The organism is Kribbella sp. NPDC050470 (assembly GCF_044458365.1).
In the GTDB taxonomy this organism is placed as follows: domain Bacteria; phylum Actinomycetota; class Actinomycetes; order Propionibacteriales; family Kribbellaceae; genus Kribbella.
Genome location: NZ_JBITHV010000005.1, coordinates 219,047 through 233,905 on the forward strand (window position 1 = coordinate 219,047; position 14,859 = coordinate 233,905).

Below are 14,859 nucleotides of genomic sequence, written 5' to 3' on the forward strand. Positions count from 1 at the left end.
CACGACGGTCAGCGGGGTGACGGGGTCAGGCGGGGGCCGTCGAAGAGGTCGCTCGGTTGGTGGGGGTGGTGGACGTTCTGGCGGACGAGGTCGAGGGTGGCTGCGTCTGTGTGGCGTTCGGTGATGCCGTCGGTGGTGGGGAACTGGAAGGTGCCGGAGACGTAGCAGAGGGCGTAGGTGATGCGGACTGGGTAGGACTGGGTGCGGCCGTGCAGGGTGACGACGAAGGTGCGTTGGTCGTCGTCCGTGCAGCCTGGTGCCCAGCCGCCCGGGGGTGCGCCCTTCGGGGCGGTGGCCAGGCGTTGGGCGAGGCTGGTGGCTTGGGCGCCGGTCAGAGTGGAGGCGGCGACCAGGGTGTTGTTCCAGTACTCGCAGATGCCGGCCGACGTGATGCGGTCGGTGGCGTCGAGGCCGGTGCCACGAGGGCCGGAGTCGGTCGGGGAGCAGCCGTAGTAGTCGGTGCCGGTGATCGGGCGGGCCGAGTCGAGGATGCGCTTGCGGAGAGCGTCGTTTGTGGTCAGCACGCTGATCTTCACCCCGGCGACCAACCGCGTCTCCTCGGTCCAACCGGCGTCGTACTGCTTGATGCCAGGTGCCTGTACGTCGTTGAACCACACGTACTGCTGCCGTCGCTCGACCGGCAGGACGGCCTCCTCGCAGGTGTAGCCCCAGTTGCCGAGCCAGTCGTTGTTCCGGCCGATGATCGGCCTGCTGCCCGGCGACGGGAATGCGGGACACGGCGCCGGCCCGGAGACGTGCTGAGTCCAGTCCGCAGGCACCTGGACCTGCACGGTCTTGTACGACTCCCACCGCCACCCGGCGTCCGGCGTCCCGGGCCGCGCGACCAGAGGGTCCGTGCGAATCTCGTTGATCGAATGTGTCGCGGTGAGCGCGGTCGCGACCGCTGCACACGCGAGTACGGCGGCGCCGATCGTGCGACCGGTCCGGCGACGCCGGAGCCGGAAGTGGACGGCGGCCAGCAGGTCGTCGTCCGACGGCGCCTCCGTCGCATGCTTCGACAAGCTCGTCACGATCAGCTTCTCGTGGGCGTCCATCAGCGGTTGACCTCCTCGGCTGTGGTCAGAGTGGTGCGCAGGCTCGCCAGCGCACGATGGATCTGCGACCGCACGGTCGCCGGGCTGCACTCGAGGATCTCGGCGATCTCGGCGTCGGGCAGGTCTTCGTAGTACCGCAGTACGACGGCCGCCCGCTGCTTGGCCGGCAACGTCGCACACAACGCCCAGACCGCGTCCTGTTCGGCTTGAGCGACCGCATGATCCGGGCTCGGCGAGTCCGCCGGTGGATCCGCCGTCGGGCTCTCCCGGCGGAAGAACCGGCGCCAGCGGGAGATGTCGGCGTTGACGATCGAGCGCCGTACGTAGGACTCCGGGTCACCGTCGCGGCAGATCCGTGCCCACCGCGAGTACGCCGCCACCAGCGCGTCCTGCACGGCCTCCTCGGCCCGGCTGTGGTCGCGTGTGATCAGGTACGCGAACCGCAACAACGCCGCGCCGCGCTGTCCCACCCACGCATCGAACTCCGGCCGTTCCATCGGTACCTCCCACCCCTAACCACGCGATGGAAGAGCGGAACGTTGCAGCGTCAGTCCGCCTCGGAGGTGGCCGGGGTCGGGAGGGCCAGCTTCTCGTCGGGCTTGGCCCGGAGTACGTCGTCGACGTACGAGCGCGCCGCCTCCATCGTGTCGACCTCGTGGCCGGCCTCCTCGGACAGGAACCACCGGTGCTCAAGAACCTCGTGGAAGACCTCGGCCGGCTCGAGCTTGCGCTTCAGGTCGCGCGGGACCGAGCGGACCACCGGCTCGAAGACGTCGGTCAGCCACTGGTGGGCGACGATCTCCTCGTCCTCGTTCTGCTGGTCTGTGGCGGCGGCGAACGAGTCGAGGTCGTTGAGCAGCCGGCGGGCCTGGTTCTCCTCCACGTCCAGGCCGGTCAGCCGGAGTAGCCGGCGGGAGTGGTGGCCGGCGTCCACGACCTTCGGCTGGATCCGGACCTGGCTGCCGTCCCAGTCGGTGATGATGTCGATCTCGGCGACGTCGAACCCGAGCTCGTTGAGCCGGCGGATCCGCGAGTCCAGCCGGTGCATCTCGTCGGTGGCGAACTCCTCCGGCGCGGTCAGCTCGGCCCAGAGCGCCTCGTACCGGTCCTGGATGGACTGGACCGTCTCCTGCGGGTCGATGTCCGGGTCGAGCAGCCCGCCCTCCTGCAGGTCGAGCAGCTCGCCGAACAGGTTGATCTCGGCGGTGTAGAGGTCGTGCGCCCGCTGCCCGTCGGAGATGTCCTGGTGCAGCTCACCGGTCTCGGCGTCCACCAGGTACGCCGCGAACGCGCCGGCGTCGCGCCGGAACAACGTGTTGGACAGCGAGCAGTCGCCCCAGAAGAAGCCGAGCAGGTGCAGCCGGACGATCAGCGCGACCAGCGCGTCGATCAGCCGGTTGACCGTGTCCGGGCGCAGCGTGCTGGAGAACAGCGCGCGGTACGGCAGCGAGAACTGCAGGTGCCGGGTGATCAGGATCGAGTCGATCGGCTCGCCGTTGCGGTCGATCCGGTCGGTGATCACGCCGACGGGCTCGACCGAGGGCGACTCCAGCCGTTCCAGGTCGCGCAGCAGCCGGTACTCGTGCAGCGCGAGATGCTCGAGCACCTCCTTGATCGCGTAGACAGTGCCGTTGACCCGGACGAACCGGACCACGTGCCGCGAGATACCGCGCGGCAGCGCGACCAGTTGGTCCTCGGGCCAGTCCTCCAGCGGGACATCCCACGGGAGCGACAGCAGACCGGTGTCCGGGCGGGTGGCGACGAATCGGGGCACGGCCCCCAGTCTGTCAGGAATCCTGAGGCTTCAGCGAGGAGCGCAAGTTGTTGCAAGAACTTGCGTGATCTGGCGTAGTGTTTGCGGCATGACACGACGACTTGCAGAGGTGGCCAAGAAGGTCGGCGTCAGCGAAGCCACCGTGAGCCGGGTCCTGAACGGGAAGCCGGGAGTGTCGGAAGCCACCCGGGAGGCCGTGCTCACCGCGCTGGACGTGCTCGGGTACGAGCGCCCCACCCAGCTGCGCGGGGATCGCGCACGACTGGTCGGCCTGGTGCTGCCGGAGTTGCAGAACCCGATCTTCCCGGCGTTCGCCGAGGTGGTCGGGGGAGCGCTGGCGCAGCAAGGTTTCACGTCCTTGCTCTGCACCCGGACGGTCGGCGGTGTGTCCGAGGCGGACTACGTCGACCTGCTCCTGCAGCAGCAGGTCTCCGGCGTGGTCTTCGCCGGCGGGTTCTACGCGCAGGCGGACGCGCCGCACGAGCACTACGAGCTGATCCAGGAGCGCAAGCTGCCGACCGTGCTGGTCAACGCGGCCGTCGACCACCTCGGCTTCCCGCAGGTGTCCTCGGACGACTACGTCGCCGCCGAGATGGCGATCGGACACCTGCGGGCGCTCGGTCACCGGCGGATCGGCATGGTGCTCGGCCCGCGCGACCACATTCCGTCCCGGCGCAAGCTGGAGGCGTTCGCCGCGTCGGACGAATCCGATCCGGACCTGGTCGAGCACACGATGTTCTCGCTCGAGGGCGGGCACGCGGCCGCCACCCGGCTGGTCAACAAGGGCGTCACCGGCATCGTCTGCGCCAGCGACATCCTTGCCCTGGGCGCCATTCGCGCGGTCCGCCGGGCCGGCCTCCGGGTGCCCGACGACGTCTCCGTGATCGGGTACGACGACTCCGCGATGATGAACTGCACCGACCCGCCACTCACCACCGTCCGGCAGCCGATCGACGCGATGGGCCGGGCTGCCGTCGACATGCTGGTCGCCCTGATCGAGCGCGCCGCAGTCCCCGCCGACGAGCTCCTTTTCGAACCCGAGTTGGTGGTCCGGGCCTCCACGACCCGCGCCCGCGGCTGAGCCGTCCGCCGTACCCGCAACCCCACAGCCGTCGACCGCTGGCCGGTCGGCGGCTGTTTGCGTTGGCCTCGACTACCTGGCTGTAGTCACGATTTTGCATTCTCAAGTCGAGGTATTGCGCGCTCGCGTCGAGTTGCCTACGGTGTGCTCACGATCGAGGGAGAGGGTGGAAGATGACGACAACGCGCCGCGGCCTCGGCCTGTTGCTGGCGGTGGGACTGGGCCTGGGGGCCGTGTCCTGTGGATCGGGGGACGACACACCGGACGCTCAGAGCTCAGCGGGAGCCGACGGGCCGGTCACGATCACGGTCGGCTGCCAGCCGCCGAAGAGCAATCCGAAGGAACGCGCGGCCTGGGACGCGGACGTGGCCGAGTTCCAGAAGCTGCACCCGAACATCACCGTCCAGAGCAAGGACGCGTTCCCCTGCATCAACCCGGACACCTTCCAGGCGAAGCTGGCCGGCGGCACCCAGGAGGACGTCTTCTACGTCTACTACACCGACGTGCAGAAGATCATCAAAGCCCGGCAGGCCGCCGACATCAGCGAGCACGTCGGCACCGTGAAGGCGACCGCTGACCTGCGCGACGACGTCCTGGGCGTGTTCGAGGACGGCGACAAGACCTACGGCCTGCCGCGCAACAACTACAACATGGGCCTGGTCTACAACCGCAAGCTGTTCACCCAGGCCGGTCTCGACGCGGACGCCCCGCCGAAGACGTGGTCCGAGGTGCAGGCGGCGGCCAAGAAGATCGCCGGGCTCGGCGCCGGGTACGTCGGCTTCGGTGAGTACTCCGCGGGCAACACCGGCGGCTGGCACTTCGCCGCGAGCCTGTACGCACGCGGTGGCTCGATGGTCAGCGACGACGGCAAGACGGCCGCGTTCAACAGCGCCGAGGGCAAGGCGGTCCTGGAGAACCTCAAGCAGATGCGCTGGAACGACAACTCGATGGGCAGCAAGCAGCTCCTCCAGTGGGAGGACCTGATGCGGATGATGGGCTCCGGCAAGCTCGGCATGATGATCGGCGCGCCGGACGTGGTGCAGTCGGTGAACAACGACTTCCAGGGCAAGTTCGAGGACTACGGCGTCACCGCCGTACCGGAGTCCGAGGGGAAGGCGTCGCTGAGCGGTGGCGACGGCTACATGTTCAACCCGAAGGCGACGCCGGAGAAGATCAAGGCCGGCCTGCTGTGGCTGGAGTTCCACGAGCTCACGCCGGGCAAGGGGCAGTTCAACTACCAGCGGTCGAAGGAGCAGGGCCGCCCGGTCGGGCTGCCGATCCCGGACCTGTACGGCGACTCCGCGCCGGGCAAGGAGATCGTTGCCCTTCGCAAGCAGTACGCCACCGTGCCGGTCGACCACTTCGCGCCGTACGTCGCTGCCCAGTCCACCATCACCAACAAGCTCGAGCCGCCCAAGGCGCAGGAGCTGTACGCCGTCCTCGACGTCGCGATGTCCGCCGTCCTCACCCGGCAGGACGCCGACATCGACAAACTCCTCTCCGACGCGGAGTCCAAGGCCAACAAGATCCTGGCGAAGAACACCTAGATGACTGTTACCGAGGAGCAGGTCCGTCGTTCGCACCCGATGCGGACGACGGACCCGCAGTCACCCGGCGACCACGGCGCTCTGCGGAGAGCGGTGGGGCGGAATCTTACGGCGTACGGGTTCTTGTGTGGGGCGTTGATCTGTTTCGCCTTGTTCTCCTGGTACCCGATGGTGCGGGAGGTGCTGCTGTCCTTCCAGGAGAACAACTTCGTCGACCCGCCGAAGTGGGTGGGGTTCGACAACTTCCGGACCGTGATCGAGGACCCGGCGTTCCGGTCGGCCTGGATCAACACGGCGGTGTTCAGCGGGCTTGCGCTCGTCATCGGGTACGCCGTGCCGTTCGTGCTGGCCGTCGTACTCAACGAGCTCAAGCATGCGAAGGCGTACCTGCGGTTCGTCGTCTACCTCCCGGTGATGTTGCCGCCGGCGGTCGCCGTACTGCTGTTCAAGTGGTTCTACGACCCGGGATCCGGCCTGTTTAATCAGGTGCTGGACGTGTTCGGCATCCCGCCGCTGAGCTGGCTCGACTCGACCAGTACGGCGCTCGTCAGCCTGGTGCTCGTCTCGACCTGGATGAACCTCGGCACCGGCACGCTGATCTACCTGGCCGCGCTGCAGAGCATCCCGGGTGACCTGTACGAGTCGGCCGAACTCGACGGGGCCGGCCTGTTCAGGCGGGTCTGGCACGTGACGATCCCGCAGACCAAGCTGATCCTGCTGGTGATGTTGCTGCTGCAGGTCGTCGCGACCATGCAGGTGTTCATCGAGCCGTACCTGCTGACCGGCGGCGGCCCGGAGAACGCGACCGTCACGGTGGCCTACCTGATGTACCAGTACGCCTTCAACTTCGGCGACTTCGGCGGCGGTGGCGCGCTCGGCCTGATGCTGATGGTCGTGCTGATGGTGTTCTCCGCGATCTACCTGCGCGTGTCCCGGGAGGCCGAACGATGAGAACCCTCGTCTCACCACAGGCGCTGCGGACTCCGCACGGCCGGGTCATGTACTGGGCGACGCTGACCCTGACGGTGGTCGGATTCACCGGCGCCTTCGTGTTCCCGCTGTACTGGATGGTGACCGGCGCGCTCAAGTCGCCGGACGAGCTGGCGCAGATCCCGCCGAGCTTCTTCCCGAACGACTACGACTTCGGGGTCTACAAGGAGGCGTGGGAGCAGCTGCAGCTGGGGGTGTTCCTGAAGAACACCGTGCTGTACGCCGGGGGCGCCTGGCTGTTCACGCTCGCGGTCGACGTCACGGCGGCGTACGCGTTGTCGAAGTTGCGGCCGGTGTTCGGGAAGGTCGTGCTGGGCGCGATGCTCGCGACCTTGATGATCCCGCCGATGGTGTTGCTGCTGCCGACGTACCTGACTGCGAAGGACCTGCCGATCCTGCACCTCGACCTGCTGAACACGCCGTGGGCGATTTGGTTGCCGGCAGCAGCGAACGGGTTCTTCGTGTTCCTGCTGAAGCGGTTCTTCGATTCGATTCCGCGGGAACTGCTGGAGGCGGCGGAGATCGACGGGGCGTCGCCGGCCAGGATCCTGTGGTCGATCGTGCTGCCGGTGTCGCGGCCGATCCTCGGCGTGGTGTCGATCCTGTCGGTGGTGACGGTGTGGAAGGACTTCGTCTGGCCGCTGCTGGTGCTGCCGGAGACGGACAAGATGTCGATCAGCGTCGGCATCGCGTCGCTGTCCGCGCAGATGCCGCAGAACGTGCTGATCGCCGCCCTGGTGATCGCCAGCCTGCCCACCATCCTGGTGTTCTTCATCTTCCAACGCAGCATCATGTCCGGCCTCACCGCCGGAAGCCTCAAAGGATAAGGAGATTTCATGGCGGACGCGTGGTGGCGGGGTGCTGCGATTTATCAGGTCTATTTGCGGAGTTTTGCTGATGGGAACGGGGATGGGGTCGGGGATCTGGCGGGGTTGCGGGAGAGGTTGCCGTATCTGGCTGAGTTGGGGGTGGATGCGATCTGGTTGAACCCCTGGTATCCGTCGCCGATGGCGGACGGTGGGTACGACGTCGCGGACTACCGGGCGATCGATCCGGCGTTCGGGACGCTGGCGGAGGCCGAGGCGTACATCGCCGAGGCGCACGCGCTGAACATCCGCACCATCATCGACATCGTCCCGAACCACGGCTCCGACCAGCAGGACTGGTTCGTCCAGGCCCTAGAGGCCGGCCCCGGCTCACCCGAGCGCGAGCGCTTCATCTTCCGCCAGGGCAACGGAGACCAGCCACCCAACGACTGGCAGTCCATCTTCAACGGCCCGGCCTGGACCCGGGTCGAGGACGGCGAGTGGTACCTGCACCTGTTCGCCCCCGAGCAGCCCGACTTCAACTGGCGCAACCCCGAGGTGGTCGAGGAGTTCCACGACATCCTCCGGTTCTGGCTGGACCGTGGCGTGGACGGGATCCGGATCGACAGCGCCGCGGTGCTGTTCAAGGACCTGGACAGCGTCGAGGAGTCGTACACCGACCACGACGAGGTGCACGAGGTGTACCGGGGCTGGCGGCGGATCACCGACGAGTACGACGACCGGTTCCTGGTCGGCGAGATGTGGATGCCGGACCAGGAGCGGTTCGCGCTGTACCTGCGCCCGGACGAGATGCAGACCGCCTTCAACTTCGACTTCCTGTCCCGCCCGTGGCAGGCCGACGAGCTGAAGGCCTCGATCGACCTCACCCTGACCACCCATGTCCCGATCGGCGCCCCGCCGACCTGGGTGCTGTCCAACCACGATGTCACTCGGCCGGTCACGAAGTACGGCCGCCCGGACACGTCGTTCTCGCACCAGGACCGCAAGCACGGCATGCGCACCGACCTGGTCCTCGGCGAGCGCCGGGCCCGCGCGGCAGCTCTGCTCGCGATGGCGCTCCCGGGCGGCCTGTACGTCTACCAAGGCGAGGAGCTCGGCCTGCCCGAGGTCGAGGACCTGCCCGACCACCTGCTGCAGGACCCGATCTTCACCCGTTCCAACGGAACCGATCGCGGTCGCGATGGTTGCCGAGTGCCCCTTCCCTGGTCCGGCATGGAGCCGCCGTTCGGCTTCGGCGCCGGGATGCCGTGGCTCCCGCAGCCGGCCGACTGGAAGAACCTCACCGCCGAGTCCCAGCACGACGACCAGAACTCGATGCTCACTCTCTACCGCACCGGCCTCAAGCTCCGCCGCACCCACCTCGGCGACGGCACCCTGCGCTGGCTCGAGACCCCACCCGGCGTCCTCGCCTTCACCCGCGAGAGCCTGATCTCCATCACCAACCTGAGCCCGGACCCGATCGAGCTTCCGCCGAACGACGAACTGCTGCTGGCCAGCAGCCCGTTGGACGACGGACTACTGGCCGGCGACAGTACGGCGTGGATCAGGTGAGCGGACGGAATCGCCGCAACCGCAGGCTGTTCGAGACCACGAAGACCGAACTGAAGGCCATTGCGGCCCCGGCCAGCATCGGGTTGAGCAGCCCCGCGGCGGCCAACGGGATCGCGGCCACGTTGTAGGCGAATGCCCAGAACAGGTTGCCCTTGATGGTGCGCAGCGTGCTGCGGGACAGGCGGATGGCGTCCGCCGCCGCGCGCAGGTCGCCGCGGACCAGGGTCAGGTCGCTGGCCTCGATCGCCACGTCGGTGCCGGTGCCCATGCTCAGGCCGAGGTCGGCCTGGGCGAGGGCAGCCGCGTCGTTGACGCCGTCGCCGACCATGGCGACCACGCGGCCCTCGTCCTGCAGCTTCTTGACCGCGTCGACCTTGTCGGCCGGCAGCACCTCGGCGATCACCTCGTCGATGCCGACCTCGGCCGCCACCTTCGACGCCACCGCTTCGTTGTCACCGGTCAGCAGCACCGGCCGCAGTCCAAGCTCACGAAGCTGCTTGATGGCCTGCGCCGACGTCTCCTTCACGGTGTCCGCGACGACCAGCACTGCCCGCGCCTGACCGTCCCAGCCGACGGCAACCGCAGTGCTGCCCTCGGCCTCGGCGTGCTCCTTCGCGTGCGCCAGGTCGTCCGGCAGGTACTGGCTCCACTCCTCCAGCAGCCGGGTCCGTCCGACCAGTACGGCGTGCCCGTCGACGATGCCCTGGACGCCAAGGCCCTCGACGTTCCCGAAGTCCTCGACCTCGGGCAGCGTGCCGACCTCGGCAGCAGCGCCTCGTGCGATGGCGGCAGCGATTGGGTGCTCGCTGGAGTGCTCCAGCGCCCCGGCCAGCCGCAGCACCTCGGCCCGGTCCTCGGACGGCGCCAGCAGTACGTCGACCAGCTCCATCCGGCCCGTGGTCACGGTGCCCGTCTTGTCCAGCACGACGGTGTCGATCCGGCGGGTGGACTCGAGCACCTCCGGGCCCTTGATCAGAATGCCCAGCTGCGCGCCGCGACCGGTCCCGACCATCAGCGCGGTCGGCGTGGCCAGCCCGAGCGCACAGGGGCAGGCGATGATCAGTACGGCGACCGCCGCGGTGAACGCGACCTCCACCGGCGACCCGTTCCCGAGCCAGAACCCGAGCGTGCCCAGCGCCAGCCCGATCACGATCGGCACGAAGATCCCGGACACCTTGTCGGCCAGCCGCTGGACCGCGGCCTTCCCATTCTGGGCGTCCTCGACCAGCCGGGCCATCTGCGCCAGCTGGGTGTCCGCTCCGACCCGGGTCGCCCGGACCACGAGCCTGCCGCCCGCGTTCACGGTGGCGCCGACGACCGCGTCACCCTCGCCGACCTCGACCGGCACCGACTCACCGGTCAGCATCGATGCGTCCACCGCACTGCTCCCGGTGACGATCACGCCGTCGGTCGCGACCTTCTCACCCGGCCGTACGACGAACTGGTCGCCGACCACCAGCTGGTCCGCCGGAATCCGGACCTCGGCACCGTTCCGCAGTACGGCGACATCCTTCGCACCCAGCTCCAGCAGTGCCCGCAGGGCTGCACCGGACCGGCGCTTGGCACGGGCCTCGAAGTACCGGCCGGCCAGGATGAACGTGGTGACGCCGGCCGCGACCTCGAGGTAGATCTCCTCCGCCCCGCCGCCCCGGGACGGGATCAGCGTGAACGGCATCTTCATCCCCGGCTCGCCGGCGCCGCCGATGAACAACGCGTACAGCGACCACAGGAAGGCGCTCACGACGCCCAGCGAGATCAGCGTGTCCATCGTGGCGGCGCCGTGCCGCAGGTTGGTCCAGGCGGCCTTGTGGAACGGCCAGGCCGCCCACGTGACCACCGGGAAGGCCAGCGTGAGCGACGCCCACTGCCAGAAGTCGAACTGCAGCGCGGGGATCATGCCGAACGCGATCACCGGGACCGCGAGCGCGATGCTGGCGAACAGGCGCTGCCGCAGCGGCTTGAGCTCGTCCGGCTCCTCGGCGTCGGGTGCGTCGACCGCGGGCGCCGGAAGCGCGGCGGTGTAGCCGGTCTTCTCGACGGTCGCGACCAGGTCGTCGGTGGTGATGCCGTCCGCGAAGGTCACCTTCGCCTTCTCGGTGGCGTAGTTGACGGTCGCGATGACGCCGTCCATCCGGTTCAGCTTCTTCTCCACCCGGGCGGCGCACGAGGCGCACGTCATGCCACCGATGATGAGCTCGACGGACTGACCGGATTCTGTGGTGGTCATTGCAGTGTGCCTCCTCTCTCAGTGACCGTGCGGGGTCTCTTCGTGCCCCGGAGCAGACGGCTGCCCCGACGGCTGCATGGACGGCTTTGCCGACGGCAGCGACGTGGGCGGAACGATCTGGGTCTTGCCGTCGGCGCCCACCGTCACGGTGAACTCGGCGGTGTGGACCGCGCCCGCGTGCTGGAAGTCCAGGAACAGGCTGTACGTGCCCGCGGTCGGGAAGGTGGTGCCGAAGGTGATCTGCGGCCCGCCCTTCATACCCGGCTTCGCGTCCTGCGACGGGTGGGTGTGCAGGTAGGCGAGGTCGCCGCTGCGCAGGGACACCAGGTGCCCGAATGCGCCCAGGTACGGCTGCAGGTCGTTTACCGGCTTCCCGCCCCGGCTGATCGTGAACGTCAGCTCGGACTCCTTGCCCGCGACCGGGTTACCTGCCAGCGTCACGTCGTATCCGTCGAAGCTGTAGACACTGGCCGGCTCGCTGAGCGGGACCGGGATGTAGAGGCCGGAGACGTTGACGTCCGTGCCGAGGGTCAGCGTCCGGTCGAGACCGGCCGGCTGGAAGTCGGCGAACAGCCGCCACGTGCCACCGGCGGTGAACGTGAACGGAATGCTCCAGGTCCCACTCGCGTCCCGGGTCGGGTGCACGTGGTGGAAACCGGACAGGTCACGCCGGACCACGATCAGGTGCAGGTCCTTCTCGTGCGTCTCGGTGTACTGCGTGACCGGCTTGCCGTCCGGGCCCTGGATGGTGAAGCGCAGCTCGGTCTTGGCGCCGGGCTGGTAGAACGTCGTCGCGGGGGTGAGGGTGTAGCCGGCCTCGGAGACCGAGAGCCCGGGCAGTTGCCCACCGGACTCGCTGTGCCCCGCCCCGTGTCCTGCTGCTGGTTCCTCCATACCGCCCATCTCCTCGTTGTGCGCCGGGGCGGTGGTGTCGGCCGCCGCGATCGGGTCCACCGCGGAGCCGACCGCGAACGCCGCCCCGAAGGCGAGCGCGAGCGCACCGGCGAACGCGCCGAGCCGGAGCGCGGCGGCCCGGCTCACGACGCCGCCAGTTCGTAACCCGCCTCGTCGACGGCCTCGCGGACGGAGGCCTCGTCGAGAGCGGACTCACTCGTCACGTGCACCGCGGAGGTGCCACCCGCGACGAGGTCGATGCTGACTTCCTGCACCCCGGCGATCTTGCCGATCTCCTCGGTGACGGAAGCGGAGCAGTGCCCGCAGGTCATGCCGGAGACGGAGTAGGTCGTGGTGGTCATAGTGGTTCTCCTTGCTCGGGATCTCGATTCAGCTGCGGACCAGACGGGCGATGGCGTCGGAGGCCTCGCGGACCTTCTCCTCGGCCTCGGCGCCGCCCTTCTGCGCGGCCTCGACCACGCAGTGCGCCAGGTGCTCGTCCAGCAACTCCAGCGAGAAGGACTGCAGCGCCTTGGTGGCCGCCGACACCTGGGTGAGGATGTCGATGCAGTACTTGTCCTCCTCGACCATCCGCTGCAGGCCGCGGATCTGGCCCTCGATCCGCCGCAGCCGCTTCAGGTGGCTGGTCTTCTCGGCGGTGTATCCGTGCACGTGCTCGGCGTCGTGGGTCATCTCCGGCTCCTTCAGCTTCCTCACTGCTACCCCTTAGGGGTATGTCGACAGGCAAGAAGTTACCCCCTTGGGGTATCAGATGCAAGTCCTTGGGTGATACCGGCGGGGGGTATTTTCAGGCATTTTCACCACGCTCCGCGAACAAACCTGCCAAGCTGTGCGTCGGAACGGCGACAAGGGGGTCAGATGCCGGAGCTGGCGATCAGCACACGCGGCCTGCGCAAGACCTTCCGGAACCGGCGGGGCCGGAAGGTGGTGGCGGTCCAGGGCCTCGACCTGGACGTGCCGGTCGGCGGGGTGCACGGGTTCCTGGGCCCGAACGGGTCCGGAAAGACCACGTCGATCCGGATGCTGCTCGGGCTGATCCGGGCCGACGCGGGGACGATGACGGTGTTCGGCCGGCCGGTGCCGGCCGAGCTGCCGGACGTGGTCGGCCGGGTCGGCGCGATCGTCGAGTCGCCGAAGTTCTTCCCGGCGTTCAGCGGCCGGAAGAATCTCGAGCTGCTCGCCGAGGCGATCGGCGCGCCGCGGCAGCGGGTCGGCGAGGTGCTCGAGCAGACCTCGCTCGGCGAGCGCGGCAAAGACCGGTTCCGGGCGTACTCGCTCGGCATGAAGCAGCGGCTGGCGATCGCGGCCACGCTGCTCAAGGAGCCCGACCTGCTGATCTTCGACGAGCCGACCAACGGGCTCGACCCGGCCGGGATCCGGGAGATCCGCGAGACCATGCGCAGTCTCGGCGACCAGGGCAGGACGGTGCTGGTCAGCTCGCACATCCTGGCCGAGGTCGAGCAGGTCGCCGACACCGTCTCGATCATCGGCCACGGCCGGCTGCTCGCCGCCGGCTCGGTCACCGAGGTGATCGGCGGTGGTACGGCGGGAACCGTGAAGGTTGCCGTGGACAACCACGAGGCGGCGACCCGGATCCTGACCGCGGCCGGGATGACGGTGCGCGCCGACGGCAGCTACCTGCTCGTCGACGGCGCCGAGCACCCGGCCGACGTGACCCGCCGGCTGGCGCAGCAGGAGCTGTACGTGTCCGAGCTGATCCCGGTCCGCGCCGACCTGGAGTCGGTCTTCCTCGAGCTCACCGAAGGCGAGGGGTTGTGATGCTGCGCCTCACCGGAGTGGAGCTCCGCCGGCTGACCGCGCGCCGGCTGACGGTCATCGGCGTACTCGGGGTGCTGGCGATCACCGTGCTGCTGATGGTCGTCGTCTGGAACGACGCCCGCCCGATGTCCGCGGAGGAGCAGCGGTCGTCGCAGGCGCAGTTCGAGGCCGCGCACGAGTACTGGGTGCAGAACGGGGAGGCGGATCGCAAGCGCTGCGAGGCGGACTGGGAGAACCAGCCGGACCCGAAGCCGGCGAAGGCGGAGTTCTGCAACTTCCGGGAGCCGGTCATCGACGACTTCGGCAAGCCGCGGGTGGTGTTCGCCGAACTGATGCCGGAGTTGCTGCTCGGGTCGTCGTACCTGCTGGTCTTCGCCGCGTTCCTGATCGGGGCCAGTTTCGTCGGGGCCGAGTTCAGCACCGGCGCGATCGGCAACTGGCTGACGTTCGAGCCGCGGCGGCTGCGGGTGTACGGCAGCAAGTTGCTGGCCGCCGCGATCGGGTTCGTCCCGGTGGCGGTCGGCGTGCTCGCCATCCTGACGTTCGGGACGTACCTGATCGTCGACCAACTCGGAGACACCTCGAGTACGACGGGGAAGGTCTGGCGCGACCTCACTGCGACGGGCGGCCGGGCCGTCCTGCTGGTCGCCGTCGGCGCCGCGCTCGGTGGGGTGGTCGGGCTGCTGCTCCGGCACACCGCGGCCGCGATCGGCGTGGCGATGGGATACCTGGTCCTGATCGAGGGTGTCTTCGCCGGATTCCTGAACCAGGCCCAGCCGTGGCTGGTGAAGCTCAACTTCGACGCCTTCGTCCGGCACGACGCGACGTACTTCGTGAACCAGTGCTCGACCGGATCCGACGGCAGCTACATGTGTAGCAGCATCGAGAAGACGCTGTCCTTCGAGCACGGCGCCTGGTACCTCGGCATTCTTGCCGTCGTCCTGATCGTCCTCGGCGGAGCGGTGTTCTACCGCCGGGACATCACCTCCTAGAGCGGCGGAGGCGGCCGAACAGCACGAGCCCGAGCGTGATGGCGGCGGCGACTGCGCCCAGTGCGAGGCCACGACGGAGACCGGGCGGCGTGTAGGTGCAGTCGATCCGGTCCGCGTTGCC

General features: G+C 68.6%; 14 protein-coding genes. 7 read left to right on the top strand and 7 right to left on the bottom strand.

The window, feature by feature from the left end:
* Positions 1 to 8: 8 nt before the first annotated feature.
* Genes ACIBGM_RS16310 through ACIBGM_RS16320 form a run of 3 tightly spaced genes read right to left on the bottom strand, consistent with a single transcriptional unit; the run spans position 9 to position 2,850 of the window.
* The gene (locus tag ACIBGM_RS16310) at positions 9 to 1,055 is read right to left on the bottom strand and encodes a hypothetical protein (protein ID WP_396385995.1); all 1,047 of its coding nucleotides are present in this window, start codon (positions 1,053 to 1,055) and stop codon (positions 9 to 11) included.
* The gene (locus ACIBGM_RS16315) at positions 1,055 to 1,552 is read right to left on the bottom strand and encodes a SigE family RNA polymerase sigma factor (protein ID WP_360516485.1); all 498 of its coding nucleotides are present in this window, start codon (positions 1,550 to 1,552) and stop codon (positions 1,055 to 1,057) included. Before ACIBGM_RS16315 ends, ACIBGM_RS16310 begins: the two co-directional genes overlap by 1 nt.
* A gap of 50 nt (positions 1,553 to 1,602) precedes the next feature.
* Positions 1,603 to 2,850 (bottom strand): DUF4032 domain-containing protein, encoded by a 1,248-nt coding sequence (locus ACIBGM_RS16320; protein ID WP_396386216.1) that lies wholly within the window; start codon positions 2,848 to 2,850, stop codon positions 1,603 to 1,605.
* A 67-nt stretch (positions 2,851 to 2,917) separates the two neighbouring features.
* On the opposite strand from ACIBGM_RS16320, the gene ACIBGM_RS16325 reads away from it, so the two are divergent.
* The 5 genes from ACIBGM_RS16325 to ACIBGM_RS16345 all read left to right on the top strand — a co-directional run bounded on the left by ACIBGM_RS16325 (position 2,918) and on the right by ACIBGM_RS16345 (position 8,825).
* A complete protein-coding gene (locus ACIBGM_RS16325; RefSeq protein ID WP_396385996.1) occupies positions 2,918 to 3,910 on the top strand; it encodes a LacI family DNA-binding transcriptional regulator in 993 nt (330 codons plus the stop codon).
* A gap of 173 nt (positions 3,911 to 4,083) precedes the next feature.
* Positions 4,084 to 5,457, top strand: coding sequence for an ABC transporter substrate-binding protein (locus tag ACIBGM_RS16330; RefSeq protein WP_396385997.1), 1,374 nt, complete (start codon positions 4,084 to 4,086; stop codon positions 5,455 to 5,457).
* On the top strand, positions 5,458 to 6,408 hold the full coding sequence (locus ACIBGM_RS16335) for a carbohydrate ABC transporter permease (protein ID WP_396385998.1): 951 nt from the start codon (positions 5,458 to 5,460) through the stop codon (positions 6,406 to 6,408).
* Positions 6,405 to 7,274, top strand: a complete 870-nt coding sequence (locus ACIBGM_RS16340) for a carbohydrate ABC transporter permease (protein WP_396385999.1) — start codon at positions 6,405 to 6,407, stop codon at positions 7,272 to 7,274. The genes ACIBGM_RS16335 and ACIBGM_RS16340 overlap by 4 nt, the downstream gene beginning before the upstream one ends.
* Before the next feature lie 9 nt (positions 7,275 to 7,283).
* Positions 7,284 to 8,825, top strand: a complete 1,542-nt coding sequence (locus ACIBGM_RS16345) for a glycoside hydrolase family 13 protein (protein ID WP_396386000.1) — start codon at positions 7,284 to 7,286, stop codon at positions 8,823 to 8,825.
* Here ACIBGM_RS16345 and ACIBGM_RS16350 read toward each other — a convergent pair.
* The 4 genes from ACIBGM_RS16350 to ACIBGM_RS16365 are packed head-to-tail and all read right to left on the bottom strand — an operon-like array spanning position 8,818 to position 12,639.
* A complete protein-coding gene (locus ACIBGM_RS16350) occupies positions 8,818 to 11,052 on the bottom strand; it encodes a heavy metal translocating P-type ATPase (RefSeq protein ID WP_396386001.1) in 2,235 nt (744 codons plus the stop codon). The genes ACIBGM_RS16345 and ACIBGM_RS16350 overlap by 8 nt on opposite strands.
* Positions 11,053 to 11,070: 18 nt before the next feature.
* Entirely contained in the window at positions 11,071 to 12,093 is a 1,023-nt protein-coding gene (locus ACIBGM_RS16355; RefSeq protein WP_396386003.1) for a hypothetical protein, read from the bottom strand.
* Positions 12,090 to 12,308, bottom strand: coding sequence for a heavy-metal-associated domain-containing protein (locus ACIBGM_RS16360; protein WP_396386004.1), 219 nt, complete (start codon positions 12,306 to 12,308; stop codon positions 12,090 to 12,092). The genes ACIBGM_RS16355 and ACIBGM_RS16360 overlap by 4 nt, the downstream gene beginning before the upstream one ends.
* A gap of 28 nt (positions 12,309 to 12,336) precedes the next feature.
* Positions 12,337 to 12,639: a metal-sensitive transcriptional regulator gene (locus tag ACIBGM_RS16365; RefSeq protein ID WP_396356777.1), complete on the bottom strand. Its 303-nt coding sequence runs from the start codon at positions 12,637 to 12,639 to the stop codon at positions 12,337 to 12,339.
* A 186-nt stretch (positions 12,640 to 12,825) separates the two neighbouring features.
* On the opposite strand from ACIBGM_RS16365, the gene ACIBGM_RS16370 reads away from it, so the two are divergent.
* The gene (locus tag ACIBGM_RS16370) at positions 12,826 to 13,746 is read left to right on the top strand and encodes an ATP-binding cassette domain-containing protein (RefSeq protein ID WP_360516511.1); all 921 of its coding nucleotides are present in this window, start codon (positions 12,826 to 12,828) and stop codon (positions 13,744 to 13,746) included.
* On the top strand, positions 13,746 to 14,738 hold the full coding sequence (locus tag ACIBGM_RS16375; protein ID WP_396386005.1) for an ABC transporter permease subunit: 993 nt from the start codon (positions 13,746 to 13,748) through the stop codon (positions 14,736 to 14,738). The genes ACIBGM_RS16370 and ACIBGM_RS16375 overlap by 1 nt, the downstream gene beginning before the upstream one ends.
* Positions 14,739 to 14,859: the final 121 nt, after the last annotated feature.

Excerpts from the sequence above, each read along its gene's own strand:
- ACIBGM_RS16365 (WP_396356777.1), bottom strand. The coding sequence starts at position 12,639 with ATGACCCACGACGCCGAGCACGTGCACGGATACACCGCCGAGAAGACC.
- ACIBGM_RS16340 (WP_396385999.1), top strand. The coding sequence starts at position 6,405 with ATGAGAACCCTCGTCTCACCACAGGCGCTGCGGACTCCGCACGGCCGG.
- ACIBGM_RS16335 (WP_396385998.1), top strand. The coding sequence starts at position 5,458 with ATGACTGTTACCGAGGAGCAGGTCCGTCGTTCGCACCCGATGCGGACG.
- ACIBGM_RS16325 (WP_396385996.1), top strand. The coding sequence starts at position 2,918 with ATGACACGACGACTTGCAGAGGTGGCCAAGAAGGTCGGCGTCAGCGAA.
- ACIBGM_RS16375 (WP_396386005.1), top strand. The coding sequence starts at position 13,746 with ATGCTGCGCCTCACCGGAGTGGAGCTCCGCCGGCTGACCGCGCGCCGG.
- ACIBGM_RS16345 (WP_396386000.1), top strand. The coding sequence starts at position 7,284 with ATGGCGGACGCGTGGTGGCGGGGTGCTGCGATTTATCAGGTCTATTTG.
- ACIBGM_RS16310 (WP_396385995.1), bottom strand. The coding sequence starts at position 1,055 with ATGGACGCCCACGAGAAGCTGATCGTGACGAGCTTGTCGAAGCATGCG.
- ACIBGM_RS16350 (WP_396386001.1), bottom strand. The coding sequence starts at position 11,052 with ATGACCACCACAGAATCCGGTCAGTCCGTCGAGCTCATCATCGGTGGC.
- ACIBGM_RS16315 (WP_360516485.1), bottom strand. The coding sequence starts at position 1,552 with ATGGAACGGCCGGAGTTCGATGCGTGGGTGGGACAGCGCGGCGCGGCG.
- ACIBGM_RS16330 (WP_396385997.1), top strand. The coding sequence starts at position 4,084 with ATGACGACAACGCGCCGCGGCCTCGGCCTGTTGCTGGCGGTGGGACTG.
- ACIBGM_RS16360 (WP_396386004.1), bottom strand. The coding sequence starts at position 12,308 with ATGACCACCACGACCTACTCCGTCTCCGGCATGACCTGCGGGCACTGC.
- ACIBGM_RS16370 (WP_360516511.1), top strand. The coding sequence starts at position 12,826 with ATGCCGGAGCTGGCGATCAGCACACGCGGCCTGCGCAAGACCTTCCGG.